Raw genomic sequence first — 26,297 nt, 5'->3', positions numbered from 1 at the left:
AGGAGCGCACCGATGCCCATCGCTTCCCCAGAGGTCTACGCCGAGATGCTCGACCGCGCCAAGGCCGGCGCGTTCGCGTACCCCGCGATCAACGTCACGTCCTCGCAGACCCTGAACGCGGCGCTGCAGGGCTTCGCCGAGGCGGGCAGCGACGGCATCATCCAGATCTCCACCGGCGGCGCCGAGTACGTGTCCGGCCCGACGGTCAAGAACATGATCACCGGTGCGGTCGCGCTCGCCGAGTTCGCCACCGAGGTCGCCAAGAACTACCCGATCAACATCGCGCTGCACACCGACCACTGCCCGAAGAACAAGCTCGACGGGTACGTGCGCCCGCTGCTGGCCATCAGCAAGGAGCGCGTCGCCAACGGCAAGGCCCCGCTGTTCCAGTCGCACATGTGGGACGGCTCCGCCGTGCCGGTCGAGGAGAACCTGCAGATCGCCGAGGAGCTGCTGGCGCAGGCGGCGGCCGCGCACATCATCCTCGAGATCGAGGTCGGCGTGGTCGGCGGCGAGGAGGACGGCGTCTCCGCCGCGATCGACGACAAGCTGTACTCGACCGTCGAGGACGGCCTGGCCACGGCCGCCGCGCTCGGCCTGGGCGAGAAGGGCCGCTACATGACGGCCCTGACCTTCGGCAACGTGCACGGCGTCTACAAGCCGGGCAACGTCAAGCTGCGCCCGGAGATCCTCAAGGAGATCCAGGAGGCGGTCGGCGCCAAGTACGGCAAGGAGAAGCCGTTCGACCTGGTCTTCCACGGCGGCTCGGGCTCGCTGCTCTCGGAGATCCACGGCGCCCTGGACTACGGCGTGGTGAAGATGAACATCGACACCGACACCCAGTACGCGTTCACCCGCCCGGTCGTCGACCACATGATGAAGAACTACGACGGCGTGCTCAAGATCGACGGCGAGGTCGGCAACAAGAAGGCGTACGACCCGCGCGCCTGGGGCAAGCTGGCCGAGAACGGCCTGGCGAAGCGCGTCGTCGAGGCGTGCGAGCACCTGCGCTCGACGGGCACCACGCTGTCCAAGTGACCCTTCCGTAACGGACTGCGAATGCGGCCGGTCCCCGTCCGGGGGCCGGCCGCTCTCGTGTTGCGGGGTTCCGCTCGGCCGTGGGTACCATCGTCGTCTGCCTGTCCACAGAGGTGGTGATCTTGCTCGGCATCGAGGGCTACGACCCGGAATGGCACCACGATGCCGTCGCGCTCGCCGCCGTCCACAGAGCACGGTTCACGCGGCTCATCGGCCGCAAACTGCTGCACGGCTGGCTCATGTGGGACATGTCGGAGCGCGGCTGGTTCGCCGACGGGCCGGTGATCCTGGGCTTCGGCGGCACCAACGTCGAGATCACCCACCGCAAGTTCGACGAGTGCGCCATCACCTGGGACCAGGTGGACATGACCGCGCCCATCGACTGGTACGCGACCGGCATCCAGCTGGACTGGCGCGCCGACCCGCACGCCGCGCTGCGCAACGCCCGCGGCCGCGTCCTGCGCGAGGTCAACATCATCGAGCGGACGACGCCGGCCAAGTGGCACTCGGGCTTCCTGCACGCGGTCGAGTTCCTGTTCGACGGCGCCCGCCTTGCGATCTACAACGCCATGGACGAGAACGGCCTGACCGACGTGCCGGAGATGGAGCTCCCGGTCACCAGCTGGCGCCGCGTCCACGTCGCCTGACCGGCTCAGTCGCCTCCGCCGCCGCCTCCGCTGTCGCCACCCCACCCGCCGCCGTCGCCCCACCCGCCGCCGTCGCTGTGGCCGTGGTGGTGGCCGTGGTGCCCGTGATCGGCCGGCCCCGCGTCGTAGGAGGTGTCGCCCGCGGTCTGGATGCTGGTTGCGCCCCATCCGCCGCCGCGCCGGACGGACCGATCACCGCTGCGCCGGGCCGCGGCCGCGGCCACGGCGACCACCACCAGCAGGAACAGCAGAAACAGGATCATCGCCATGACGGCAGTGTGCGGGAGGCCCGCCACCCCTGTCAGCCGACCGGGGTGTTGAGCGCGGCCGTCGCTGTCAGTCGACCGGGGTGCTGAGCGCGGCCACCGCCTCGTCGAGTGAGTCGGTGACCACCAGCAGATCCGATTGGTCGCCGTGGGGCGACTTGGCCAGCAACGGCCGGAGCAGCGCCTCCACCGGCAGCTCCGCCCAGTGCGCCACCCCGAGGAAGACAAAGGCTCCCGAGGGACCGTCCGTACGGTAGAAGGTCTTCGTCGCCGCCTGGAACACCTCCTGCACCGTGCCCGCCCAGCCCGGCGCGAACACGATCCCGCCGCGGGACAGCCGCAGGATCGAGTCCTCGCGGACCGCGTTGGAGAAGTACTTGCCGATCTGACCCGCGAAGAGGTTCGCCGGCTCGTGGCCGTACAGCCAGGTCGGCAGGGCCAGGCCGCCGTGCGTCAGCCGGCCCACCACGTCGTTCGCCCCGGCCACCGGCGCCGGGAAGCGCTCGCGCACGGCCAGCGCGGCCGCCGTGTACGGATCGTGGTCGAGGAATCCCGGCGCCGGCGCGAGCATGTCGATCGCCTCGGCGAGCTCCGCCTCGGGGCGGGTGGCGAAGTACGCGCCGAGGTTCGCCGCCTCCATCACCCCCGGACCGCCGCCGGTCACGATCAGCCGCCCGGCGGCGGCCAGGCGGTGCGCCAGCGTCGCGGCCATCCGGTACGCGTCCGAGCCGCGCGGCTCGGCGTGCCCGCCCATGATCCCGACCGCGCCGTGGCTGCCGTTGGCCGCCAGCCACGCGGTCAGCGCCTTGCCCAGCGCGTTGTCGATGCCCGCGTCGTGCAGCCGCTGCGCGATCGCCTCGCGCAGGTCCGGCGTCGCCCCGCCATGGTCGAGGAAGTGCTGGTAGACCAGGGTGTCGAACATGCCGGCGAAGCCCCCGTCGGCGAAGCCGGCCGCGAGATCCTCGGGGGTGTAGAGCAGCGCCGGATGCGTCGGGTACGGCCGGGCGTCGAACGGCGGGATCAGGTGCGCGCCGCGGCGGATCAGATCCACCTCGGCCTCCGCACTGGCGAACTCGCACCCGACGAAGAACGTTCCCGACACGTCGATGCCGGTGAAGTCCGGCGGATCGGCGTCGAGCCGGAGACCGAGCACGATCAGCCCGGCGAGCGACCGCTTGGCGAGGTGGACGTCGAACTCGGCGCGCGACTCGACCTCGAACTCGGTGGCGTCGAACGGGTGTGCAGGGTCTCCGAACATCACCGTAGGGTAGCCACCGTGCGAAACGCCTCAGGATCGCTGTTCGGGCTCGCGTACGGGGACTCGCTCGGCAAACCGACCGAGTTCCAGGACTACGCGACGATCATCGAGCGCTACGGCGTGCGCGGGCCGCGGGAGTTGACGGGCGATCCGGCGCTGGTCACCGACGACACGCAGATGATGCTGGCGGTCGGCGAAGCACTGGTCGCGGCGCCGGCGCTCACCCCGGGCGACTACGAGCCGGTGCTGCGGCAGGCCTTCCTCGACTGGGCCGCCAGCCCGGACAACAACCGGGCGCCCGGCATGACGTGCCTGCGCGCCTGCGCCGAGCTGGCCGGCGGCAAGCCGTGGCAGGACGCGTCGCAGATCCACTCGAAGGGGTACGGCGCGAACATGCGGGTCACCCCGCTGGGCCTCGCTCCGGGGCTGACCGAGGACCAGCGTGCCGGCGCGGCCCAGTTGCAGGCCGGGCTGACCCACGGGCACCCGACCGGGCTCGCGGCCAGCGAACTGACCGCTCTGGCCGTACGGTGGCTCGCCGACGGTCTTGATCCTCAAGATCTTCTTCCCGCTCTGCGGGCGCGATGCGTGGGACAGGGCTACCGAGAGGATTGGCTCGGTGACCTCTGGCGACGCTCGGGCGCCGAAAGCCCGGCGGCGTTCATCGCGGTCGGCTGGGCGGAAACGGACGCGGCGCTGGCCCGGGTCGACGTGGCCCTGCGCCGCGGCGACACCGGAGGCGACCCGTGCCTGGTGACAGGCGAAGGATGGATCGCGGAGGAAGCGCTGGCCACGGCCTTGTACTGCTACCTGATCTCGCCGGACGACCCGGTCGCGGTGCTCGGCCGCGGGGCGGCCTCGTCCGGCGACTCCGACTCGATCGCCTGCCTGGCCGGCGCTTTCGCGGGGGCGGCGCTGGGCCTGGCGGCCTGGCCTGCCGGATGGGACCGGCGCATCGAGTACGCCGACCGGCTGCGGGCCCTGGGCGACGCGTGGGACTGACCATCCGGCTGATCGCCCGGCCGGTTGCGCGTGTTCGGGGTGAGGTGCGGGCTGATCGCCCGGCCGGTTGCGCGTCTTCGGGGTGACGTGCGGGACTGATCGCGGTCCGCGCGGAATGATCTCGCCGGTTGCGGGTTGAATGTGGTCATGCAGAATCTCCTCCCCGAGCCTCCGGCGACGCGCCTGCCCGCCGACGAGGCCGCCGACCGAGCGCTGGCCGAAGCGGCGAAGACCGGTACCGCCGACGCGTACAAGGAGGTGGCGGCGCGGTTCCCGGCGTACAGCGGGGGATGGGCGGCGCTCGCCGAGCACGCGCTCGCCGAGAAGCAGGCCGTCACCGCGTACGCGTACGCCCGCACCGGCTACCACCGCGGCCTGGACGCGCTGCGCCGCAACGGCTGGAAGGGCCACGGCCCGGTGCCCTGGTCGCACGAGCCCAACCAGGGCTTCCTGCGCTGCCTGCACAGCCTGTCGCAGGCGGCAGCGGAGATCGGCGAGGCCGACGAGGCGGCCCGCTGCGCCCAGTTCCTGCGCGACAGCGACCCGGCCGCGGCCGACGCCCTCTCCTGAGGTTCCTGTTCCTCTTCCCTACAGTCCTTCGGCCACCGCGGCAGCGATCTTCAGCCAGCTGTCGCGGGTGCCGTTGGAGAGGTGGCCGTACCGGAGCGGCTCCCCGGAGTCGATGAGCTTCTCGTACGGCGCCAGCAGCACCGCCCGCGTCCGCGCCGCGAAGTGCCGCTGGATCGCCGGCAGGTCGATGTCCTTACGGGTCGGCGGCATCGTCACCACGCTGACCGCCTGCCGCACGAGCCGCTGCCGGCCGCTCTGCTCCAGGTGGTCGAGCATCCGCGCCGCGGTCTCCGCCGAGTCGTTACGGGCCGACATGGTGATCACCAGCTGGTCGGTGGCGTCCATCGCCGCCTGCCAGTTCTGCGCCCGTACGTTGTTGCCGGTGTCCACGAAGATCAGCTTGTAGAACCGGCTGACGATCTCCCGGATCTCGGCGAACGCGCTGGCCGTGAGCATCTCACCGGCGGTCGCGGACTCGTCGGACGCGAGCACGTCGAACATGCCCTCGCCCTGCGCCCGCACGTACTGCGACAGGTCACCGACCCGCCCGTGGGACCCCCGGAACAGGTGCAGGTCCCGCATCATGTCGCGGACCGTACGCGCATGGAAGTCCTGCTGGGCCCGCATACCGAGGGTGCCCTGGGTCTCGTTGTTGTCCCAGGCCAGCACGTACCCGCCGCGCTTCTGCCCGAACGTCATGGCGAGGAGAAGCACGGCCACGGTCTTGCCGGCGCCGCCCTTCGGGTTGACCACGGTGACCTGGCGCAGCCCGCCGAAGTTGCGCCGGACCATCTCGACGTCCTGCTTGTACTCCTGCTCCCGCTTGCCCGGCGCCAGCCGGACCAGGCCCATCGTGCCCTTCTGCACCAGCGCCCGCGCACCCATGGTCGCCACCGGCTCGGCCGGCTTCGCCAGCCGCCGCCGCGCGAACTCCTCGGCGGTCGGCGTCCCGTCCGAGACCCACGGCAATTGCTGGTACGGGTCCACCGGCGGCGGATTCGGCCCCGGTGGCGGATTCGGCCCGGGTGGCGGCTGCTCCCCGCCCTGCGGCGGCACGACGGTCGGCGGGTACGGTCCCGCGACCGGCCGCGCCGGTTGACCGTTGCCTGCCCACGCCGCCGGGGGTATGGGCTGGTAGGGGTTGGGCTGGTGCGGGCCGGCCTGGTGCGGGCCCGGCTGGTGTGGGTTTTGGGTCGGGGGGCCGGGTTGTCCCGGCATCGGGCCCGGGTAGGGGCCCGGCTGACCACCCTGCTGGGTGCCTGGCCCGCCTGGCTGCTGGATGCCCGGCTGTGGGTGGGGGCCCTGCTGGATCCCCGGCTGCGGCGGCACGGCCTGAGGGCCGGGGCCGGACTGTGGGGCGATGCCCGGCTGCGGCGTGCTCGGCTGCGGGCCGGAGTGGGGTGAGCCGACCTGCGGGCCAGGTCCGGGCTGTGGCGGCACGACGTGCGGGGCCGGGCCGGGCTGCGGCGGCACGGCCTGTGGGCTAGGCACCTGGCCGGGCCCGCCTTGCACCTGGCCGGGCCCGCCTTGCACCTGGCCGGGCCCGCCTTGCACCTGGCCGGGCCCGCCTTGCAGCTGGGCGGGCCCGCCCTGCGGCGGCACGGACTGTTGCGGCACGTGCGCCCGTGCGCTGTCGAGGCGCGGGGTGTCCGGGTTGACCGGTCCTGGCCGGTACACGGCCCCGGACGTGTCCGGCTCGTGATCGTCGGCGGCCTCCGCACTCTGCCGGCCCGGCACGCTGGCGCTGGCGCTGGCGCTGGTCCGCGTGCGCTGTGGCAGTTGGGCGGGGGGAGGGGGTTCCTTCTCCGCCGCCGGGGTGGCCGGCCGGGCTGGAGGCTGGGCCCACGGCGAGTCCGCCGATGCCGAGGGCTGGGCGGCATCACCGGGTGTTGTCGGCTGCGCGGTGGGTGTCTCGGGCGGCGTGCTGGATTTTGCGCTCTGCCCGTTCTTCTCCGGATCCTGCCCGTTCCGGACGGCGTTCTGGCCGGTCCCTTCACCGGATCGGGCGCCGGCCTCCGCAGATCGGGCTCCCGCAGACCAGGCCGACAGGTTCGGACCGGACTGAGCCACCGCGCCACGGAACAGGCTCGGATCCGACCCCGCCGTGCCCGACGAAGGAGCTGCGGGCCCGGCCGCGCCCGACGAAGGAGCTGCGGCGCCCGACGAGGGGCTCGCCGCACCTGACAAAGGAGCCGCTGCGGCTGATGACGGTCCGGCCGCGCCCGATGAGGGAGCTGCCGCGCTCTGCGACGGAGTTGCGGCGGCCGGCGGCGGAGTTGCGGCACCGGACGACGGGCCGGCACCGCCGGCCGATGCGCCGGCGTCGCTCGATGAGGGACCGGTCGCGGCCGGCGGCGGAGCGGGGACGACGCCGGCCTGTGCACCGGTCGCGCCGGATGAGACGGATGCCGACGCGGAGAAGTGTCCGTGGCCCGGGTCGCCGGGGGCCGGTGCCGGGGCTGCCTGCGACCACGGCCGGCCCGTCGAGTCGGGGCCGGGCGGCTGCATCGGCAGGCGCGGTGCGGAGGCCGGCGCCGGTGGGCCAGGTGTCTGGTAAGCCGGCGGGGTGGGAGCGGGGCGGTCCATCGGCCGGTACACGCCGGCGTCGCCCGGGTGTGACGGTGCCGGGGGCGACGGGAGCGGGAAAGCCGGCGACGCCTCGTGCGGCACCGGCTTGCCACCGTGTACCGGAGCGCTCAGCTCCTCCGGCGGCCAGAACGGCTCGACGTCCCGGTCGGGTGGTGAGCCGTTCGTGCCCGGGACGTAGACGCGGTCGGCGTTCTCGTCCTCCACGGATGCGACCTCCCCGTAAAACGGTTTCGTACCTGCGTGCTACTTCAGCCTCGCACAGACGCTCATGCTGCGTACACCGCCCAGGCGCCGGGCTCGGTCCACCACGAACGTTTGCGGTTCATCGACCCGCCGACGCCGTCGTCGAGGAACTGCAGATCGCCGTCGCGGGGGAGGACGGACACCGCTCGGCCGCGGGCACGGCGCACTTCCACGCGTACGCGAGGCTTCTTGAAACGCTGCTTGACCACGACCGGGACCGCCACCGCGACCTCGACCCGGCCGTCCGTCGGATCGCCGTCGGCGAGCAGCCGCAGGCCGTCGAACTCCGCGTAGGCCCCGCCGTTACCGATCGCGCACGCGATGATCCCCTCGGAACCGTCGGACAGCACCGCGTCGTCGACCTCGACCCGTCCGCGCCACGGCACGGCCCGCCCGGCGTCATCCACCCCACCGACCAGCGCACCGTCCACTGTGACCGAACCACCGTCGTTGCGCAGCAGGTCGAGGCGGCGCACCTTGCCGGCCAGGACAACGGCGGCCACCTCCGCCGGGTCGCGGGGCAGCCCCAGCTGGGCGGCCAGGTCCTCGGTGTTGCCGGGATCCAGCGGCAGGATCGCCACGGGCGGCAGATCCGGAACCGTACGGTTGTCCGCCAGGTCGGCCGGCCGCTTGCTCGGCGGCGGCGCGTACCGCCGGACCAGCCGGCGGATGACGGCCCGCAACTGCCCGTCGGCCGCGGTCGCGACGACCAGGCGCAGCTTGCTGTCCGCGTCGGGCCAGGCCAATCCATCGGTACGGGCCGCAGCATCGAACCGGGCGATGACGGCATCGATATCGGCGTCGGACGAAGCCACGACGGTCTCCACCCGAGCGCCGGCCTGCGTCAGCGCCTCGGCACACTTGAGCACCGGCACGCGCGGCGTCTCACAGGCTTCCTTCTCGGCGGAACCGCACCCACCGCACGCCGAGCCACAGGCCCCGCCTCCGAAACCGGAGCCTTCCGCGAGGCTGAGCAGAATCACGTCGTACACAATTCAGCCCTCGTCCGTCATCGACGGGCCTCGCTGAGGATCGGGTGGCGCTCGATGACCTCTTCGCGGCCCGGGCCGACGCCGACCACCGAGATGCGTGCGCCGATGCGGCTCTCCACGAACTCGACGAAGCGCTGGGCGTTCTCGGGCAGGTCGTCGAAGTGGCGGGCGCCGCTGATGTCCTTCTTCCAGCCCGGGAGCGTCTCGTAGATCGGCACCGCGTGGTGGAAGTCGGACTGGCTGACCGGCATCTCGTCGTGGCGCACGCCGTTCACCTCGTACGCGACGCAGACCGGGATCTCGTCCAGGCCGTCGTAATTGTCCAACTTGGTCAGGACGAAGTCGGTGACCCCGTTGATGCGCTGCGCGTACCGGCCCATCACGAGGTCGAGCCAGCCGATGCGGCGCGGGCGGCCCGTGGTCGTGCCGTACTCGTGGCCGACCTTGCGCAGGTAGTCGCCGGTCTCGTCGTGCAGCTCGGTGGGGAACGGGCCCTCGCCGACCCGGCTGGTGAACGCCTTGAGGACGGCGACCACCCGGTCGACGCGGGTGGGCGGGATGCCCGAGCCGGTGCAGGCGCCGCCGGCGGTCGCGTTGGAGCTGGTCACGAACGGGTACGTGCCGTGGTCGACGTCGAGCAGCGTCGCCTGCCCGGCCTCGCAGAGCACCACCTTGCCGGCGTCGATCGCCTGCGACAGCTCCAGCGCGGTGTCACCCACCATCGGCCGCAGCCGCTCGGTGTACGACAGCAGCTCCGCGATGACCTCGTCGGGCTTGATGGCGCTGCGGTTGTAGATCTTCGACAGCACCTGGTTCTTGAAGGACAGCGCCGCCTCGACCTTCTGCCGGAGGATCGACTCGTCGAACAGGTCCTGGATGCGGACGCCGAGGCGGTTCATCTTGTCCGCATACGTCGGGCCGATGCCGCGGCCGGTCGTCCCGATGCGCCGCGCTCCGAGGAACCGCTCGCTCACCTTGTCGAGCGACCGGTTGTACGAGGCGATGACGTGCGCGTTGGCGCTGATCCGCAGGCGGGAGGTGTCGAGGCCGCGCGCCTCCAGGCCGTCGAGCTCCTCGAACAGCACGGCCAGGTCGACCACGACGCCGTTGCCGATCACCGGGGTCACGCCCGGGGTCAGGATCCCGCTGGGCAGCAGGTGCAGGGCGTACTTCTCGCCCTTGATCACCACGGTGTGGCCGGCGTTGTTGCCGCCGTTGAACTTGACCACATAATCCAGCCGGTCGCCCAGCAGGTCCGTCGCCTTGCCCTTGCCCTCGTCGCCCCACTGGGCGCCGACCAACACGATCACCGGCACTTGATGACGCCTTCCGTTGAAACACGTCGTACGCGGAGAGGCCCGGGTACTGCCGAAGTTTACGCGACGCCGCCGCAGGCCGCGGGCGGGTTGTCCACAGGTCGGCCGGGTTATCCACAGGCTCCGGAAGTTATCCACAGGGTGTCATCTCCGCGTCGCACCGCGTGCATTGTGGACCCGCGGACAAGCGTCAACGTGGTCCACGGCGGCCCGTAGGATCTGCGGCGTGCGCGTACTTCTGATCGGATCCGGTGGGCGTGAGCACGCCCTCGCCGTCGGCCTGTCTGCCGACCCCGCGGTGGAGGAGCTCATCGCGGCTCCCGGCAACCCCGGCATCGCCTCGGTGGCGACGCTGCGTGATGTCGCCGCCGCTGACCCCGCGGCGGTCGCCGCCCTGGCCGTCGAGGTCGGTGCCGACCTGGTGGTGGTCGGCCCTGAGGCGCCGCTGGTGGCGGGCGTCGCCGATGCCGTACGCGCCAAGGGGATCGCCTGCTTCGGCCCGAGTGCCGCAGCCGCGCAGCTGGAGGGCTCGAAGGCATTCGCCAAGGACGTGATGTCCGCGGCCGGCGTGCCCACCGGCCGCGCCTACACCTGCACGACTCCGGACGAGGTGGCCGCCGCCCTCCAGGAGTTCGGCCCGCCGTACGTGGTGAAGAACGACGGTCTCGCCGCCGGCAAGGGCGTCGTGGTGACCGACTCGCTCCCGGCCGCGACGCAGCACGCCGAGGAGTGCGGCCGCGTGGTCATCGAGGAGTTCCTGGACGGCCCCGAGGTGTCGCTCTTCGTGGTCACCGACGGGACGGCCGCCGTGCCGCTGATGCCGGCACAGGACTTCAAGCGCGTCGCCGACGGGGACGAGGGGCCCAACACCGGCGGCATGGGTGCGTACGCGCCGCTGCCCTGGGCGCCCGCCGACCTGGTCGAGCGGGTGATGGCCGAGACGGTCGAGCCGACGCTGGCCGAGATGCGCAAGCGCGGCACCCCGTTCGCCGGCCTGCTGTATGTCGGGCTCGCGCTCACCCGCACCGGCCCGAAGGTCATCGAGTTCAACGCCCGCTTCGGCGACCCGGAGACCCAGGTCGTGCTCGCGCTGCTGGCGTCGCCGCTGGGCGAGTTGCTGAACGCAGCCGCGACCGGCACGCTGGCCGGCTTCCCGCCCCTGCGCTGGCACGACGGCGCGGCGGTCACGGTGGTCGTGGCCAGCCACAACTACCCGGGCACGCCCAGGACGGGCGACGTCATCGAGGGCGGCGAGCGGCCCGGCGTGATCCACGCCGGCACGGCCCGGCGCGAGGACGGCGCGCTGGTGTCGGCCGGCGGGCGGGTGCTGAGCGTCACCGCGACCGGCGCCGACCTGGCCGCGGCCCGCGCGGCGGCCTACGACCTGGTGAAGGGTGTGACCCTGGAGGGCTCGCACCACCGCACGGACATCGCGCTGGCCGCCGTGGAGGGCCGCATCCAGCTCTGAGGCGGAGTGCCTATCAAGCTTCGATGTGGGGCTGCATCAAGCCCTGAGCTGGGGGGCCGCGTCGAGCCCTGAGCTGGGGGGCCGCATGGAGCCCTGAGCTGGGGGGCCGCATGGAGCCCTGAGCTGGGGGGCCGCATGGAGCCCTGAGCTGGGGGGCCGCGTCGAGCCCTGAGCTGGGGGGCCGCATGGAGCCCTCAGCTGGAGGGCGCATCGAGCTCTGAGAAAGCCGAACGCCGGCTCGGACCGCCGCACGCTCGCGCGCGAGACGGACCGGGCCGGCGTCGGAAGATCTGAGCCGGGTCAGCCCTTCGGGATGTCGAAGAGCTTCGCCACCTGCGCCGCCAGGCCCAGGTCGCCCTTGGCCTTGATCTTGCCGGTCATGAACATCATCATCGGGTTGCCGTCGCCGGAGACCACCTTGAGGAACGTGACCGGGTCCATGGTCATGGCCAGCTTGGGCTCGCGGGCCGGCTGGTTGGTGACGGTGCAGCCGCCGTTCTCGATCACCGTCTCGTAGGTGTCGGTGGAACCGCCCGGGCCGCCGTTGATGTTCCAGTGGATGACCGCCTGGGTGGACCCGGCCCGGTCCGCGCGGAACAGCGTGGGCATCCGGCCGAAGACCTCGTCCAGGATCTTGGTGCGGCCGTCGGAGCCCATGACCTCGGCGATCTTGGAGTCCGGGGTGGACTTCACCACCTGGGCGAACTCCTTGGGACCGATCGTGGCGAGCGACTCGGGGGTGAATTCAGTCATCGGTGGACCTTTCGGGATGAGCGCCAGACCTACTCACGAGTAACCCTAGCGATTACCGCGTCGTCCTGCAGTCTCTCAACCGCCCAACAACTGTTGGAACGTGAGCCCCGTCTCTCCTAGACTCCCCAACATGTCTTTGGGTGATCCCCCGGGTCGTCGGCAGGCCGCTCTCCGCGCCATGGCCCATCCCGTACGGCTGCAGATGCTGTCCTTGCTGACGGGCGCCTCCCTGACGGCCGCCGACATCGCTCGTGAGCTGGGCCTGACCCACGCGAACGCCAGTTATCACCTGCGCAACCTACTGGCCGGTGGCCTGATCGTGCAGGACGGCGAGGAGCGCATCCGGGGCGGTATCGCGAAGCGCTACCGGTACGACTCGGCGCGTGATCGCGTGCGGGAGCGGGACGCCTTCGATCCCTCGTACGGGGAATCGCAGCAAGCCCTCTTCGCCGCAGTCGCCAACGAATTGGTCCGGCGTACCGCGGAGGCGGACTGGTCCGTCGGCGACACCATGACCGACGCCGAGCTGTGGGTGGACCCGGAGGTCTTCCGGGTGATCCGGGATCGGATCGCGCAGGCCATTCAGGAGTTGCACGATGCGGCCCGCATACCGCGATCGCCGGGCACGATCCGTACCAGCACAACCATCGCGATGTTCCGGATGGGGCAGCCGTAACCGCGTTCCGGCTTCTGCCCGCCGGTCGCACGACCACTTCCCTCTCGCGTTCGCAGGTTTTCGTGCTCGGCCTGGGAACTCGGGCTGGTCGCCGGCGCCCGGATGCTGGTGAGCGTCCTCTTCCCACTCTTCGGCGGTGCGCTGATGCTGAGCAGCGGGGACGTCCGCGACCTGCGGCACAGCGCGTCCGAGCGGCGGAAGCCGTCGATGGCGCCCGTGGAAGAATCGGCCGTGTGAGCATCCCGAACGTTCTCGCCAGCCGCTATGCCTCCGCCGACCTCGTCGCCCTGTGGTCGCCGGAGGAGAAGATCCGGATGGAGCGGCGGCTGTGGCTCGCCGTGCTGCGCGCGCAGCGCGATCTCGGTGTGGCGGTTCCGGACGGGGTCGTCGAGGCGTACGAGCGGGTGGTCGACGATGTCGATCTGGCGAGCATCGCCGAGCGGGAGCGGGTCACCCGGCACGACGTGAAGGCGCGTATCGAGGAGTTCAGCGCGCTCGCCGGGCATGAGCACATCCACAAGGGCATGACCTCGCGCGACCTCACCGAGAACGTCGAGCAGCTGCAGATCCGGGCGTCGCTCGAGCTGATCCGGGGCCGGGTCGTCGCCACGCTCGCCCGGCTGACCGAGCGCGCGGCCGAGCACAGCGACCTGGTGATGACGGGCCGGTCGCACAACGTCGCGGCGCAGGCCACGACGCTCGGCAAGCGGTTCGCCAGCGCGGCGGAGGAGCTGCTGATCGCGTACGAGCGCCTCGACGATCTGATCGCCCGGTATCCGCTGCGCGGCGTGAAGGGGCCGGTGGGTACGGCGGCCGACCAGCTCGACCTGCTCGACGGCGACGCCGGCAAGCTCGCCGAGCTGGAGCGCAAGGTGGCGCAGCACCTCGGCTTCGAGCGGGTGCTCACCAGCGTCGGCCAGGTGTACCCGCGCTCGCTGGACTTCGACGTGGTGTCGGCGCTCGCGCAGGTCGTCGCCGGGCCGTCGTCGCTGGCCACCACGATCCGGCTCATGGTCGGGCAGGAACTGGTGACCGAGGGCTTCAAGCCGGGCCAGGTCGGTTCGTCGGCGATGCCGCACAAGATGAACACCCGCTCGTCGGAGCGGGTCAACGGGCTCGCCGTGATCGTTCGCGGCTACCTGTCCATGGTCGGCGAGCTCGCCGGCGACCAGTGGAACGAAGGCGACGTCTCCTGCTCGGTCGTACGCCGGGTCGCCCTGCCCGACGCGTTCTTCGCCACCGACGGGCTGTTCCAGACGTTCCTGACCGTGCTCGACGAGTTCGGGGCGTACCCGGCCGTGATTGCGCGCGAGCTGGACCGGTTCCTGCCGTTCCTCGCCACCACCAAGATCCTCGTCGCGGCCGTGCGCAAGGGTGTGGGGCGCGAGGTGGCGCACGAGGTCATCAAGGAGCACGCGGTCGGCGTGGCGCTGGCGATGCGCGAGAAGGGTATCGCCGAGAACGACCTCTTCGACCGGCTCGCCGCCGACGGCCGGTTGCAGCTGTCCCGCGCCGAGATCGACGCGCTGGTCGCCGATCGCGCAGCCTTCGTCGGCGCCGCCCCGGCACAGGTCGAGGCGGTCGCCGCCCGGGTCGCGGAGATCGTCGCCGCGCACCCGGAGGCGGCCGGCTATGCGCCCGCCCCGATCCTGTAGTTGGCTTTCGCCACTCACTCAGAATGAAGGGGCCAGGGCCAGCGAATGCTGGGCCCCGGCCCCGGCCTCGACGGGAGTTGCGGTCAGCACCACCCGCCGAGCTACGACCTGAAGCTCTTGATCTTCTAAACGCCCGCCACCTGCGTGATCCAGCTGCGGTTGTACGCGACGCTGCCGTAGTTCTGGATGCTCTGGCCGTCGGCGGTCGATGCGACACCGACCTGCGCGCCGTTGTAGACCTCGGGCCCGCCCGAGTCGCCGCGCCAGGCGTTGCCGCTGATCGCGGTGCTGCGGATGGCCTGGCCGCCGTAGGCGTCGGTGACGTTGGTGCTGGTCACCCGGACGGTGGCGGTCTTGAGCGTCGCGGAGGCGTCGCAGCCGCTGTAGCAGGTCATGCCCCAGCCGTAGATCGAGTTCGTCGACCCGACCGGCGGGTTCGAGGCGGCCAGCGGCATGTAGGTCGTGGAGACCGAACTGCTGAGACGCATCAGCGCGAGGTCGTTGCGGGTCGTCGTGGAGGAGACGGTACGGGTCACGCCGCCGGAGGAGCGGCTGACGCTGCCCACCCGCACCGACATCGTGCCGCCGATGCAGTGCCGCGCGGTGAGCACGTAATTCGCGGAGATGATCGTGCCGGAGCAGGTGAAGCGGCCGTCACTGAAGACGGCGGCGACCCAGGGGGCCGAGGAGACGGTGCTGCCGCCGATGATCTGCTGAGGTCCGTCGTCGGCGGCTTGAGCGGCGGCGGGTACGGCCAGCACGCCGGTCAGGGCGGTGGCCAGAGAGGCGACAGCGATGCGGATGCGCACGCCGGGCTCCTTCCGATGTCATCGATGCGGGGGAATACATCGAAGTGGTGACCGAACGTTAAAGTTCTTGCCGCCGCGGGACAAGACTTCAATTGACACCTATCACCGTGGGATGGGGCGACCTCGCGAACCGTGATCACCCGGTCGCGTACCGTCCGGGGCTCGTGTTCGAGATCACCGTCGAGATCCCCTGCTCAGCGCCCTGCCCGTCAGCCGGCCGACACCGGCCGATGGGTCGATCGGCGGCCGTACAGGGTAGGCTTTGGCCGCTCGCCCCTTAGAGGGCCACCCAACTGCGCGCCTACAGTCAGGAGTGCCCGTGGCTCGCGTCGTCGTCGACGTCATGCTCAAGCCGGAGATCCTCGATCCGCAGGGCCAGGCAGTCGCGAACGCACTGCCGCGGCTCGGCGTGAGCGAGGTCTCCTCCGTTCGCATCGGACGCCGCATCGAGATCGAGTTCGCCGGTGAAGCCGACCTCGAAACCGCCCGCGAGATCGCTGACAAGCTGCTCGCCAACCCCGTGATCGAGGACTTCACGCTCCGGGTCGACGAACCCGCCGCCGCGCAGACGAGCGCGTGACCATGCGGATCGGAATCGTCACCTTCCCCGGATCCCTGGACGACGGCGACGCGGCCCGTGCCGTGCGCATCGCCGGCGGAGAAGCCGTGCGCCTCTGGCACGGCGACGAGGACATCCACGGCGTCGACGCCGTGGTCCTGCCGGGCGGGTTCTCGTACGGCGACGCGCTGCGCTGCGGCGCCATCGCCCGGTTCGCGCCCGTCATGGAGACCGTCGCCGACGCCGCCCGCGGCGGTATGCCGGTGCTCGGCATCTGCAACGGCTTCCAGATCCTCTGCGAGGCGCACCTGCTGCCCGGGGCGCTGACCCGCAACCAGCATCTGCACTTCCGCAACCGCGACCAGTACCTGCGCGTCGGCACCACGGCGACCGCCTGGACCAACGCCTTCAACGAGGGCCAGGAGATCCTGATCCCGGTGAAGAACGGCGAGGGCTGCTTCGTCGCCGACGAGAAGACGCTCGACGAGCTGGAGGGCGAGGGCCGGGTCGTCGCCCGCTACATCCGCGGCAACCCCAACGGCTCCCAGCGCGACATCGCCGCGATCACCAACGCGGCCGGCAACGTGGTCGGCATCATGCCGCACCCGGAACACGCGGTGGAGGCGCTGACCGGCCCGTCCCTCGACGGCCTCGGCTTCTTCACCTCCGCCCTGCGGCACCTGGCCGGGACGGCCGCGGGCGGGCAGCTCACAGGGGGAGCCCACCGATGACCACCCAGCCCGACACCGCGACCAGCGGCGCGCCGGCGCCGAGCGGGGTGCCGAACCAGCCGGCCACGCGCAGCGGCTTCGCCGCCACCGACGTGCTGGTCAACGAGTTCGGTGGCGTGGACACCGTCCAGCAGGCGTTCGACACCCCGGACGAGCTCCAGCCGCACACCGAGCTCGGGCTCAAGGACGACGAGTACGAGCGCATCCGCCAGATCCTCGGACGCCGCCCCACCGCCTCCGAGCTCGCGATGTACTCGATCATGTGGAGCGAGCACTGCTCGTACAAGTCGAGCAAGGTGCACCTGCGCCAGTTCGGCGAGAAGGCCCCGAAGAACACCCGCATGCTCGCCGGCATCGGCGAGAACGCCGGCGTGGTGCAGATCTCGGACGACCTCGCGGTCACCTTCAAGGTCGAGTCGCACAACCACCCGAGCTACGTCGAGCCGTACCAGGGCGCCGCGACCGGCGTCGGCGGCATCGTGCGCGACATCCTCGCCATGGGCGCCCGGCCGGTCGCGGTCATGGACCCGCTGCGCTTCGGCGCCGCGGACCACCCCGACACCGCCCGGGTCCTGCCCGGCGTCGTCGCCGGCATCGGCGGGTACGGCAACTGCCTCGGCCTGCCCAACATCGGCGGCGAGATCGTCTTCGACCCGTGCTACCAGGGCAACCCGCTGGTCAACGCGCTCTCCATCGGCGTCCTGCCGGTCGAGCGCCTGCAGCACAAGGAAGCGGCCGGCGTCGGCAACGTCGTCGTGCTGCTCGGCGCGCGTACGGGCCGTGACGGCATCGGCGGCGTCTCCGTGCTCGCCTCCGCGACCTTCGACGAGGGCGCCGAGCAGCGCCGCCCGTCGGTGCAGGTCGGCGACCCGTTCATGGAGAAGCTGCTCATCGAGAGCTGCCTCGAGCTGTACGACGCCGGCCTGGTCGTCGGCATCCAGGACCTCGGTGGCGCGGGCCTGACCTGCGCGCTCACCGAGACCGCCGCCGCGGCCGGCACCGGTATGCGGGTCTGGCTCGAGCGGGTGCCGCTGCGCGAGGCCTCGATGTCGCCGACCGAGATCCTGGCCAGCGAGTCGCAGGAGCGCATGCTGCTGATCGTGGCGCCGGAGAAGCTCGAGCAGGTGCTCGCCGTCGCCGAGAAGTGGGGCGTGTGGGCCACCGCCATCGGCGAGGTCACCCCCAGCGAGAACCCGGGCGTGCCCGGCCGCCTCGTGATCACTTGGAACGACCACGTCGTCGTCGACGTGCCGCCCGGCTCGCTCGCCGACGACGGCCCGGTCTACGCCCGGCCGATCCGCGAGCCCGGCGACCTGATCCTGCTGCAGGCCGACCGCGCCGAGACGCTGCCGCGCCCGGCCACCGCGGACGAGCTCCGCGAGACCGTGCTGCGGATGATCGCGTCGCCGAACCTCTGCGACAAGACGTGGGTCACCGAGCAGTACGACCGGTACGTGCTCGGTAACACCGTCCTGGCCCAGCCCGAGGACGCCGGCGTGCTGCGCATCGACGAGCGGACCGGCCTCGGGGTCGCGCTCTCCGTCGACGGCAACGGCCGGTACGCGCGGCTCGACCCGTACGAGGGCGCCAAGCTCGGCCTCGCGGAGGCGTACCGCAACGTCGCGGTGACCGGCGCAGAGCCGGTGGCTGTGACCGACTGCCTCAACTTCGGTTCGCCGGAGGACCCCGCGGTCATGTGGCAGTTCGCCGAGGCCGTACGCGGTCTCGCCGACGGCTGCCAGGAGCTCGGCATCCCGGTCACCGGTGGCAACGTCAGCTTCTACAACCAGACGGGCGCCGCGGCGATCCACCCGACCCCGGTGATCGGCGTGCTCGGCGTTCTCCAGGACGTCGCCCGCCGCGTGCCGATGGGCTTCCCGCCGCCGCCCAGCTCGGATGGCGACCTGCTGTTCCTGCTCGGCGACACCCGATGCGAGCTGTCCGGCTCCGAGTGGGCCTGGGTCACCCACGGCCACCTCGGCGGCCGCCCGCCGGCGGTGGACCTGGCCCACGAGCAGCGGCTCGGCCGGCTCCTCGCCCAGGCCTCGGAACGCGAGCACGTCGTCGCCGCCCACGACCTGTCCGACGGCGGCCTTTCCCAGGTCCTGGTGGAGTCCTGCCTGCGCCGCAACGTGGGCGCCCGCATCACGCTCCCCGAGCAGGACGAGGCGACCACCCCGTTCGTCTGGCTGTTCAGCGAGTCGGCGGGACGCGTCCTGGTCGCGGTGCCCCGCGGCCACGACAAGGCCTTCGCAGCCCTGGCAGCGGAGCACGGCGTCTCCTGCACCCAGATCGGCGTGACGTCGCAGGAGCCGGCCCTCGACATCCAGGGCCAGTTCACCATCGCCCTGGACGACCTCCGCGAGGCCTTCACCTCGACGATGCGTACCCTGTTCGGCGGCTCGGCCGAGATCGGCCCCCGCCCGGCAGCGGTCTCGCCGGTCGCGGAGCCGGCGGTGTCCACGTCGGTGGGTGGCAACACGCCGGTGCCCCCGCCGGTGCCGGCTTCGCGCGCTCCCGAGGCCTCGGCTTCGGCTTCCGAGGACGACGCGGGAGCGGGGCGGTCGGTGACGCTGGAGATCAGCGACCCGGCGGCGTCGCGCGGTGAGGGTGCCTCGCCCACGGAAAAGCCCGGCTCCGGGACGACCGCCGCGGCGTCGGAGGATGCGACAGCGTCGGCCGGCGTCGAGGGACCTGTGGGGGAGGTCGCGGAGGTTCCGGCGGAGCAGCCGGAGACCGAGGCCGCTCCGCAGAACCTTTCGGCGGGGAAGGACGAGCCGGCGGCCTCGCTGCAGGGCGGCCCGATCGACGCCAAGCCGGCGGACGCCCCGGCACCGGCGACGAAGGAGACCGACGCCACGGCTGCCTCGTCCGAGCCCAAGGCCGGCGAGCCCGCAAGCGGGGAGCCTGGAAGCGGGGAGCCTGGAAGCGGGGAGCCCGGAAGCGGGGAGCCCGGAAGCGGGGAGCCCGGAAGCGGGGAGCCCGGAAGCGGGGAGCCCGGAAGCGGGGAGCCCGGAAGCGGCGGGTCGGAGCCCAAGGTCTGAGTCAGTCCCGGCTGGGAAGGACCGTGAACGCCACGGCGAGCTCCTGCTCGCCGTGGCGTTTCGCATCACCGCTCTGATGCGCGCTGTTCAGGCCGGTGCGGCCGAGCCGGGTCAAACCGCCGAGCGGGCCTGCGGGTCATGACAGCGGCGGCGCCGACGTATCTGATCTCGCCGCCGTCCATGGGCCTGCGCGGGTCCATGCTTGCAGGTCCGCGCGGGTTGACGCTTGCGGGTCCGGGCTTGTGCGGCCACACTCGTGGGTCCGCGTTTCGCGGGTCCGCGTTTCGTGGGTCGCCGTTCGGGCAGGCCGCGGGATTCGCCGAGCCGCCAAGCTGCGAATTCGCCACGTCGTGTCCTGCAGCCCAGCCGCGCCGCCGCGCCGCGCCAAACGGCTGCGCCGCGCCGCGCTGAGCCGAGCCACCCTGCCGGGCCGGGCCGCGCCGCCAAGCCGCGCCGAGCCGAGCCACGCCGCGCCGAGCCACGCCGCGCCGGGTCGTGCCACGCCGGGCCGGGCCGCTAAGCCGGGCCGAGCAGCGCCGAGCCACGCCGCGCCGGGCCAAGCCGGGCCGCCGATCCGAGCCGCACCGCCAAGCCACCGCGCCGCTGCACCGCTCGGCCATGGGACGCTCACCAGAGCCGAAAAACCGGCCCCCGCCCTGATCGGCGGAGGCCGGTTTCGTGTCCTTCGGCCGGCTCGGCTGTCAGTCGTCCATCCAGTCGATCGGCCGTCGCTGCCCCGGCTGCTGCGGGCCCTCGGGCTGCCGCGGTGCCCCGCGCCTGCCCTGCTCAGCCCCGTACGTGCCGCCGCTGCCTGCAGGGGCGCCGCCGTAGGTGCCGCCGCCCGCAGCGCCGCCGTACGTGCCGCCGCCGGCCGGAACGCCGCCGGCGTACGGAGCGCCACCGCCGTACGTGCCGCCGCTGCCGTTGCCGCCGCGCTGGTCGTAGTCCTCGCCGTAGCCGCCGTCCTGGTCAGCGCCGTACCCGCCGGCACCGTAACCGCCGCCACCACCGGCCCCGCCGCCGTAGGTGCCGCCGCCCTGGGCGCCGCCACCGCCGTACGTCCCGCCGGCTGCACCGCCGTAGGCGCCGCCGTCCGCAGCGCCGCCGCCGTACGTGCCGCCGCCCTGAGGGCTGCCGCCGTACGCGCCGCCGCCGGCCGGAGGGCCGTACGCGTTGCCGCTGTCCATGCCGCCGGCGTCGTCCCAGGAGCCGTAGCCGCCCTGGTCGTCGCCGCCGCCCTGCCCGTAGCCCGCGCCCTGGTAGGCGCCCGCCTCGTACGCGCCACCCCGGCCGGAGCCGGCGTAGTCGTCGGCGCCGGGCTGGCCGCCGGCGTAGTCGCCGCCCTGGCCGTAGCCGTTGTCGTAGCCGGGCTCGCCGTAGCCGCCCTGGTCCTCGAAGCCGTTCGGGTCGGGCCGGTACATGCCGGTGGGCTCGTCGTAGCGCTGCGGGCCGCCGTTCGCGGGGTAGCCGCCCTGGTCGCCGTACCCGTTGGGGTCGTCGTACCCGCCGGCGTAGCCGTCATCGTCGCCGTAGCCGCCGCTCTGGGCCGGCACCGGAGCCCCGCCGTACTGCGTCGCCGTGCCGTAGGCACCCGCGGCGCCGGCCGCGCCCGCGGCTGCCGTGGCGCCATAGCCGCCGGGGGCGTTGTACGCGCCGTTCTGCGGCAGCGGTGCTCCGTACGGGTCCGGGAACTCGTCGACCGGGTCGGCCACCGGGGCACGGTGGATCATCGTGGGAGCGTCCGCGATGGACGGTGCGCCGGAGCGCGGGGCGATCATCGTCGCGTCGCTGCCCCGGCCGCCCATGGGTGCGGCCACGCGGGTCTCGTCGGCGCCGCCGAAGCCTCGGCTCGCCGGCGCGGCACCGCCGGGGCCGCCGCCGTCCGGGTCGTCGGGGTCGCTGTTCTTGCGGCGCATGAGGACCAGCACGATCGCGCCGACGCCCGCGGCCACCAGCAGACCGCCGAGGAGGATGAACAGGAGGGAGCCGTTGCCCTCGTCCTCGCCCGCAGTCTTGTTCTGGTCGGGTGCCGCGGCGGCGGTGTCTTCCTCCGTGGCGGCTTCCGTGGCTTCGTCGGTGAGGTCCTCGGTCGGCGTCGCGCTCGGGGTGGCGGTGGCCGACGGGGTCGCTGACGTCGGTGCGGCGAGAAGCTTGATGGTCAGCGGGACGTTGATCGACTTGTCCGCGCTGCCCTGAATGGTCGCGGTGGTGGTGTTGTAGCCCTGTTTGGTGGCGCCGACGACGATCCGGCCCACCGCGATCGGATCGCTCTCCGAGCCTTGGATCGAGTAGCGGCCGTCGCTGCCGGACGTGGTGTTGTGCGCCCGGCCGGCGCTGTCCTGCAGACCCACAGCCGCTCCCGCGACCGGGTTGCCGTCCTGGTCCCGGACCCGGCCGCTGACCTGGCGCACCGTCTTGGGCTTGTCCGGGCCGCGGACTGTGATGGCCCGGCTCGCGCTGCTGCTGTCCTCGCCGATCGAGGCGTTGATCTGGACCTGCACGCTGCGCGTCTGTCCAGCCTCGACATTGCCCGCCGTGAGCGTCGCCGTGTACTGCTTGCTCTGGTTCGGCGGGATCGTGTCGTTGAAGTTGCACTTGCCGCTGCAGCTCATGCCGTCGGCACTGACGACGACGGTGACGCCGTCCTCGGCGTTCGGCGTGGGCGGGTTCTGGTTGGCGATGGTGAACGTCAGCGTGGTCTTGCCACCGGACGGGATGTCTCCTGACGACAGGCTGCTGATGGTGACCTTGGGGTCCACCGCCAGGGCAGCCGAGGGCCCTGCGGCGATGATGCCGCCGACCAGCGCCAGGAACGCACCGGCCTGGACTGCCCGGGCTCGTAGGTGCGTTGTCACGTCCACCGCCTTCCGGTCGCGCGGTCCCCGGTTGCCTTTGAGTCGGCCCCCTGGATCCCGCGACGAGTACACACCGTCGGCCACTATGCCCTGTCGGACGACGTCCGCGCGACCCAGGGCCGCCGCCTTGTGGTCATTCGCCGGGTCGTATTGTCCCGACGTGTCTCCTGCGCACAATAAATCCGAGTCGGTGAGGGACGCGCTGGACGCGCTGGACGGCGGTGCCGAACCCGAGCGTTCCGTGCTTCGTGACGCTGTGCGAGCACTGCTGGGTGAGCTTGCGCGAACGGCGCCCGGCCGATCGGTGGAGGTCCGTATTCCACCTTTCGGTGCGATTCAGTGTGTCGCCGGTCCGCGGCACACCCGCGGCACACCGCCCAATGTGGTCGAGACCGATCCGATGACTTGGCTGCTCGTCGCAACGGGCAGGCTGAGCTGGGCCGAAGCGGTGGATTCGGGCCGCGTGCGGGCCAGTGGGATACGCACTGATCTCACTCCGTACCTCCCCGTGCACCCGAGCTGAACGCCCGTCACCTCGCGTACACTGGTCGGTCGGAACAGACCAGCAAGTCCGAGCAGATCAGCATGAGGGAGCAAGCGCGTGCCCCGAGGCGACGGCCGGTTGACCGACGATCTCGACCCCCAGGACCGCGGACCCCAGGATGCCTGCGGCGTCTTCGGCGTCTGGGCCCCCGAGGAAGAGGTTGCGAAACTCACCTATTTCGGCCTCTACGCCCTGCAGCACCGCGGTCAGGAAGCCGCCGGCATCGCTGTGAGTGACGGCTCGGGCGTGGTCGTGTACAAGGATCTCGGCCTGGTCTCCCAGGTCTTCGACGAGCCGACGCTGGCCAGCCTCCGCGGGCATCTCGCCATCGGCCACGCCCGTTACTCCACCACCGGTGGTTCCAACTGGGAGAACGCCCAGCCGACGATCCGGGCCACCACTGCGGGCACCACCATCGCGCTGGCGCACAACGGCAACCTGGTGAACACCGCGGAGCTGGCCAAGGAGATCGCCGAGCGCGGGCTCGAGGTCGACGCCGCCACCAACGACACCTCCCTCGTCACGACGCTCCTCGCCGCCCGCCCGGACCTCTCGGTCGAGGCCGCGGCCATGGAGGTCCTCCCGCGCCTGCGGGGCGCGTTCAGCTTCGTCTTCATGGACGAGAGCACGCTGTACGCCGCCCGTGACGCCCAAGGGGTACGCCCGCTGGTGCTGGGCCGGATGGAACGCGGCTGGGCCGTGGCCAGTGAGACCGCCGCCCTCGACATCGTCGGTGCCAGCTTCGTCCGTGAGGTGGAGCCCGGCGAGATCCTCGCGATCGACGAGCACGGCCTGCGCTCGAGCCGGTTCGCGAACCCCGAGCCCAAGGGCTGCCTCTTCGAGTACGTCTACCTCGCCCGCCCCGACACCACCATCGCCGGCCGCAACATCTACTCGGCCCGCGTCGAGGTGGGCCGCAAGCTCGCCAAGGAGCACCCGGCCGAGGCCGACCTGGTGATCGGCGTCCCGGAGTCGGGCATCCCGGCCGCGATCGGGTACGCGGAGGAGTCCGGCATCCCGTACAGCGCGGGCTTCATGAAGAACGCGTACGTGGGCCGCACCTTCATCCAGCCCTCGCAGACCATCCGCCAGCTGGGCATCCGGCTGAAGCTCAACCCCCTGCGCGAGGTCGTCCGGGGCAAGCGCATCGTGGTGATCGACGACTCGATCGTGCGTGGCAACACCCAGCGCGCGCAGATCCGCATGCTGCGTGAGGCGGGGGCGCTCGAGGTGCACGTACGTATCTCGTCCCCGCCGGTGAAGTGGCCCTGCTTCTACGGCATCGACTTCGCGACCCGCGCCGAGCTGATCGCCAACGGCCTGGAGATCGACGGCATCCGGCGCTCGATCGGCGCCGACAGCCTCGGCTACGTTTCGCTGGACGGCCTGGTCCAGGCGACCGAGCAGCCGAAGACACGGCTCTGCATGGCCTGCTTCGATGGGCAGTACCCGATCGAGCTCCCGGCCGGTCATCTGATCGGCAAGCACCTCCTCGAGAGCGTCGGCAAGCGCGCTGCGATGCCGGACGCCTCCGCGGAGGCGGCGACCGCCGCGGTGGCGGGGCTCGAGCAGGAGTACGAGGATGAGCAGTACGCCGAGGGCGAGCGGGAACGGTCGCAACCGCTGGTCGGCAGCCCGGGTGGGGTCGACGCCCTGCACCGCCCGTAGGGTCGCCACGGAACCACCGCACCACCGCCAGACGTCGAAACAGCGGCCCAGCCGAGCAGCACCACCATCAAAGGGGAGAACCGTGACGCACGTGTCCGAGCGCAACAGTGCCGGATCGAACGGCGCCGAGGGCGCCGACCGCCAGCCGTGGTCGGCGGGGTCCGGCCGCAGCCGCAAGCGCACGGTGACGTATGCGGACGCCGGCGTCTCGATCCACGCCGGCGACCGCGCGGTCGAGCTGCTCAAGTCCAAGGTCAAGAAGACGTCTCGGCCGGAGGTCATGGGCGACCTGGGCGGCTTCGCGGGCCTCTTCAAGCTGAACACCCAGAAGTACAAGAGCCCGATCCTCGCCTCGTCGACCGACGGCGTGGGCACCAAGCTCGTCATCGCGCAGCAGCTCGACATCCACGACACGATCGGCATCGACCTGGTCGCGATGGTGGTCGACGACCTGGTCGCGTGCGGCGCCGAGCCGCTGTTCCTGCTCGACTACATCGCCTGCGGCGAGGTCGTGCCGGACAAGGTCGCCGAGATCGGCGCCGGCATCGCGGACGGCTGCCGGTACGCGGGCTGCGCGCTGCTGGGCGGCGAGACGGCCGAGCACCCCGGCGTGCTGCGCCCCGACGAGTACGACGTCTCCGCGACCGGTGTCGGCGTGGTCGAGGAGAGCGAGATCCTCGGCGCCCACAAGGTCGAGATCGGTGACGCGGTCATCGCGATGCGCTCGTCGGGCCTGCACTCGAACGGCTACTCGCTGGTGCGCCACGTGCTCCTCGGCGCGGGCCGGATGCGCCTCGACACCGTCGTGGACGACTTCGGCAAGCAGCGCACCCTCGGCGAGGAGCTGCTCACCCCCACCAAGATCTACGCCAAGGACTGCCTGGGCCTGATCGAGGAGACCGACGTCCGCGCGTTCTCGCACGTCACGGGTGGCGGCATCCCCGGCAACCTGGTCCGCATCCTCCCCGAGCACGTCGACGCCGTGGTGGACCGCTCGTCCTGGCGCCCGCAGCCGATCTTCGACCTGATCCAGGCGAAGGGCCGCATCGAGGACGTCGAGATGGAGGCCACGTTCAACATGGGCGTCGGCATGTTCGCGATCGTCTCCTCGGACGACGCCGACCGCGCGATGGCCTACCTGACCGGCCGCGGCGTGGAGGCGTGGCAGGTCGGCGAGGTCATCGAGGGCACCGGCCAGGTGCAGATGGTGGGCCAGTACACCCGCGGCTGACCCGCTCCGCGGCACGGGACCGGTCGGGGCCACCCGGCCGACCCGCTCCGCGGCACGGGACCGCGGCGACGCCGGCCGGTGACCCGCCCGGTGCCGGCCGACCACGGCCGCGGAAGCCCGCGACCCGCGCAACGGCGGCGCGCTGCAGCCCCCGGGCCGGCGACCCCGGCCAGCAAGCCGAAGCCGCCGCCCGGGTTGACGGTGACGCCGGCGCGCAACGGCGGGGCACTGCAGCCGCCGGGCCGCCGACCTGCTCAACGGCTGCTCGCAGCGGCCGCGCCGGTCGGGCGGCCGCACCCGGCGATCCCCGGCGGGCGATTCGCCGGGAAAGGTGGAGGGCTCCGCTTCTGAGGATTTCTCGTGCTTCGTGTGAAATGATCCGC

21 protein-coding genes and 1 pseudogene are annotated in these 26,297 nt (G+C 72.0%); 14 read left to right on the top strand and 8 right to left on the bottom strand.

From position 1 onward, the window contains the following. Positions 1-12 precede the first annotated feature (12 nt). The gene (gene fbaA, locus AB0K03_RS19915) at positions 13-1,038 is read left to right on the top strand and encodes a class II fructose-bisphosphate aldolase (protein ID WP_364686907.1); all 1,026 of its coding nucleotides are present in this window, start codon (positions 13-15) and stop codon (positions 1,036-1,038) included. Between the two features lie 80 nt (positions 1,039-1,118). Continuing rightward, positions 1,119-1,685: a hypothetical protein gene (locus AB0K03_RS19910; protein ID WP_364686905.1), complete on the top strand. Its 567-nt coding sequence runs from the start codon at positions 1,119-1,121 to the stop codon at positions 1,683-1,685. 5 nt (positions 1,686-1,690) lie between these two features. On the opposite strand, the gene AB0K03_RS19905 is transcribed toward AB0K03_RS19910, so the two are convergent. Both AB0K03_RS19905 and AB0K03_RS19900 read right to left on the bottom strand, forming a co-directional pair. Then, positions 1,691-1,954 carry a hypothetical protein gene (locus AB0K03_RS19905; RefSeq protein WP_364686903.1) on the bottom strand — a complete coding sequence of 88 codons (264 nt, stop codon included), beginning with the start codon at positions 1,952-1,954 and terminating at the stop codon, positions 1,691-1,693. A 67-nt stretch (positions 1,955-2,021) separates the two neighbouring features. Continuing rightward, positions 2,022-3,209 (bottom strand): hypothetical protein, encoded by a 1,188-nt coding sequence (locus tag AB0K03_RS19900; RefSeq protein WP_364686901.1) that lies wholly within the window; start codon positions 3,207-3,209, stop codon positions 2,022-2,024. An 18-nt stretch (positions 3,210-3,227) separates the two neighbouring features. Between AB0K03_RS19900 and AB0K03_RS19895 the strand changes: the two genes are divergently transcribed. Together AB0K03_RS19895 and AB0K03_RS19890 are read left to right on the top strand one after the other, a co-directional pair. Beyond that, on the top strand, positions 3,228-4,211 hold the full coding sequence (locus AB0K03_RS19895; RefSeq protein ID WP_364686899.1) for an ADP-ribosylglycohydrolase family protein: 984 nt from the start codon (positions 3,228-3,230) through the stop codon (positions 4,209-4,211). A 147-nt stretch (positions 4,212-4,358) separates the two neighbouring features. Then, the gene (locus AB0K03_RS19890) at positions 4,359-4,781 is read left to right on the top strand and encodes a DUF3151 domain-containing protein (RefSeq protein WP_364686897.1); all 423 of its coding nucleotides are present in this window, start codon (positions 4,359-4,361) and stop codon (positions 4,779-4,781) included. A gap of 18 nt (positions 4,782-4,799) precedes the next feature. Here AB0K03_RS19890 and AB0K03_RS19885 read toward each other — a convergent pair whose 3' ends face one another. The 3 genes from AB0K03_RS19885 to AB0K03_RS19875 form a co-directional block, all read right to left on the bottom strand. Then, entirely contained in the window at positions 4,800-6,560 is a 1,761-nt protein-coding gene (locus AB0K03_RS19885) for a chromosome partitioning protein (RefSeq protein WP_364687131.1), read from the bottom strand. A gap of 1,076 nt (positions 6,561-7,636) precedes the next feature. Next, a complete protein-coding gene (locus AB0K03_RS19880) occupies positions 7,637-8,605 on the bottom strand; it encodes a diacylglycerol kinase family protein (RefSeq protein WP_364686895.1) in 969 nt (322 codons plus the stop codon). 17 nt (positions 8,606-8,622) lie between these two features. Next, a complete protein-coding gene (locus AB0K03_RS19875; RefSeq protein ID WP_364686893.1) occupies positions 8,623-9,921 on the bottom strand; it encodes an adenylosuccinate synthase in 1,299 nt (432 codons plus the stop codon). 226 nt (positions 9,922-10,147) lie between these two features. Here AB0K03_RS19875 and purD point away from each other — a divergent pair, with 226 nt between their 5' ends. Next, positions 10,148-11,389 carry a phosphoribosylamine--glycine ligase gene (gene purD / locus AB0K03_RS19870; RefSeq protein WP_364686891.1) on the top strand — a complete coding sequence of 414 codons (1,242 nt, stop codon included), beginning with the start codon at positions 10,148-10,150 and terminating at the stop codon, positions 11,387-11,389. 300 nt (positions 11,390-11,689) lie between these two features. On the opposite strand, the gene AB0K03_RS19865 is transcribed toward purD, so the two are convergent. Next, on the bottom strand, positions 11,690-12,142 hold the full coding sequence (locus AB0K03_RS19865; protein ID WP_364686889.1) for an SCP2 sterol-binding domain-containing protein: 453 nt from the start codon (positions 12,140-12,142) through the stop codon (positions 11,690-11,692). A gap of 130 nt (positions 12,143-12,272) precedes the next feature. Between AB0K03_RS19865 and AB0K03_RS19860 the strand changes: the two genes are divergently transcribed. The 3 genes from AB0K03_RS19860 to purB all read left to right on the top strand — a co-directional run bounded on the left by AB0K03_RS19860 (position 12,273) and on the right by purB (position 14,473). Next, complete coding sequence (locus AB0K03_RS19860; protein WP_364686887.1) at positions 12,273-12,818, top strand: helix-turn-helix domain-containing protein; 546 nt, start codon at positions 12,273-12,275, stop codon at positions 12,816-12,818. 108 nt (positions 12,819-12,926) lie between these two features. Then, positions 12,927-13,055, top strand: coding sequence for a hypothetical protein (locus tag AB0K03_RS19855; protein ID WP_364686885.1), 129 nt, complete (start codon positions 12,927-12,929; stop codon positions 13,053-13,055). Next, entirely contained in the window at positions 13,052-14,473 is a 1,422-nt protein-coding gene (gene purB / locus AB0K03_RS19850) for an adenylosuccinate lyase (RefSeq protein WP_364686883.1), read from the top strand. The genes AB0K03_RS19855 and purB overlap by 4 nt, the downstream gene beginning before the upstream one ends. Positions 14,474-14,598: 125 nt before the next feature. Here purB and AB0K03_RS19845 read toward each other — a convergent pair whose 3' ends face one another. Further along, positions 14,599-15,282 (bottom strand): trypsin-like serine protease, encoded by a 684-nt coding sequence (locus AB0K03_RS19845; protein ID WP_364686881.1) that lies wholly within the window; start codon positions 15,280-15,282, stop codon positions 14,599-14,601. A 319-nt stretch (positions 15,283-15,601) separates the two neighbouring features. Here AB0K03_RS19845 and purS point away from each other — a divergent pair, with 319 nt between their 5' ends. From purS to purL, 3 genes and pseudogenes are all read left to right on the top strand, one after another. Next, positions 15,602-15,862 carry a phosphoribosylformylglycinamidine synthase subunit PurS gene (gene purS, locus AB0K03_RS19840; protein WP_199513378.1) on the top strand — a complete coding sequence of 87 codons (261 nt, stop codon included), beginning with the start codon at positions 15,602-15,604 and terminating at the stop codon, positions 15,860-15,862. Beyond that, positions 15,859-16,572 (top strand): phosphoribosylformylglycinamidine synthase subunit PurQ, encoded by a 714-nt coding sequence (gene purQ / locus AB0K03_RS19835; protein ID WP_364686879.1) that lies wholly within the window; start codon positions 15,859-15,861, stop codon positions 16,570-16,572. Before purS ends, purQ begins: the two co-directional genes overlap by 4 nt. After that, positions 16,569-18,989 (top strand): annotated as a pseudogene (gene purL, locus AB0K03_RS19830) (phosphoribosylformylglycinamidine synthase subunit PurL); the annotation flags it as partial. The gene purQ and the pseudogene purL, both read left to right, overlap by 4 nt. A gap of 1,328 nt (positions 18,990-20,317) precedes the next feature. Here the strand turns inward: purL and AB0K03_RS19825 are convergent. Beyond that, complete coding sequence (locus AB0K03_RS19825) at positions 20,318-22,471, bottom strand: carboxypeptidase-like regulatory domain-containing protein (RefSeq protein WP_364686877.1); 2,154 nt, start codon at positions 22,469-22,471, stop codon at positions 20,318-20,320. A gap of 160 nt (positions 22,472-22,631) precedes the next feature. Here AB0K03_RS19825 and AB0K03_RS19820 point away from each other — a divergent pair, with 160 nt between their 5' ends. The 3 genes from AB0K03_RS19820 to purM all read left to right on the top strand — a co-directional run bounded on the left by AB0K03_RS19820 (position 22,632) and on the right by purM (position 25,914). After that, the gene (locus AB0K03_RS19820) at positions 22,632-22,994 is read left to right on the top strand and encodes a sterol carrier family protein (protein ID WP_364686875.1); all 363 of its coding nucleotides are present in this window, start codon (positions 22,632-22,634) and stop codon (positions 22,992-22,994) included. 78 nt (positions 22,995-23,072) lie between these two features. After that, positions 23,073-24,683 (top strand): amidophosphoribosyltransferase, encoded by a 1,611-nt coding sequence (purF, locus tag AB0K03_RS19815; protein WP_364686873.1) that lies wholly within the window; start codon positions 23,073-23,075, stop codon positions 24,681-24,683. Positions 24,684-24,765: 82 nt separating this feature from the next. Then, complete coding sequence (gene purM, locus AB0K03_RS19810; protein WP_364686871.1) at positions 24,766-25,914, top strand: phosphoribosylformylglycinamidine cyclo-ligase; 1,149 nt, start codon at positions 24,766-24,768, stop codon at positions 25,912-25,914. Positions 25,915-26,297 lie beyond the last annotated feature (383 nt).

Source organism: Actinoplanes sp. NPDC049316 (assembly GCF_040677315.1).
In the GTDB taxonomy this organism is placed as follows: Bacteria; Actinomycetota; Actinomycetes; order Mycobacteriales; family Micromonosporaceae; genus Actinoplanes.
The sequence above is the reverse complement of the archived record's forward strand: the minus strand, read 5'-3'. Positions and strand labels throughout refer to the sequence as shown.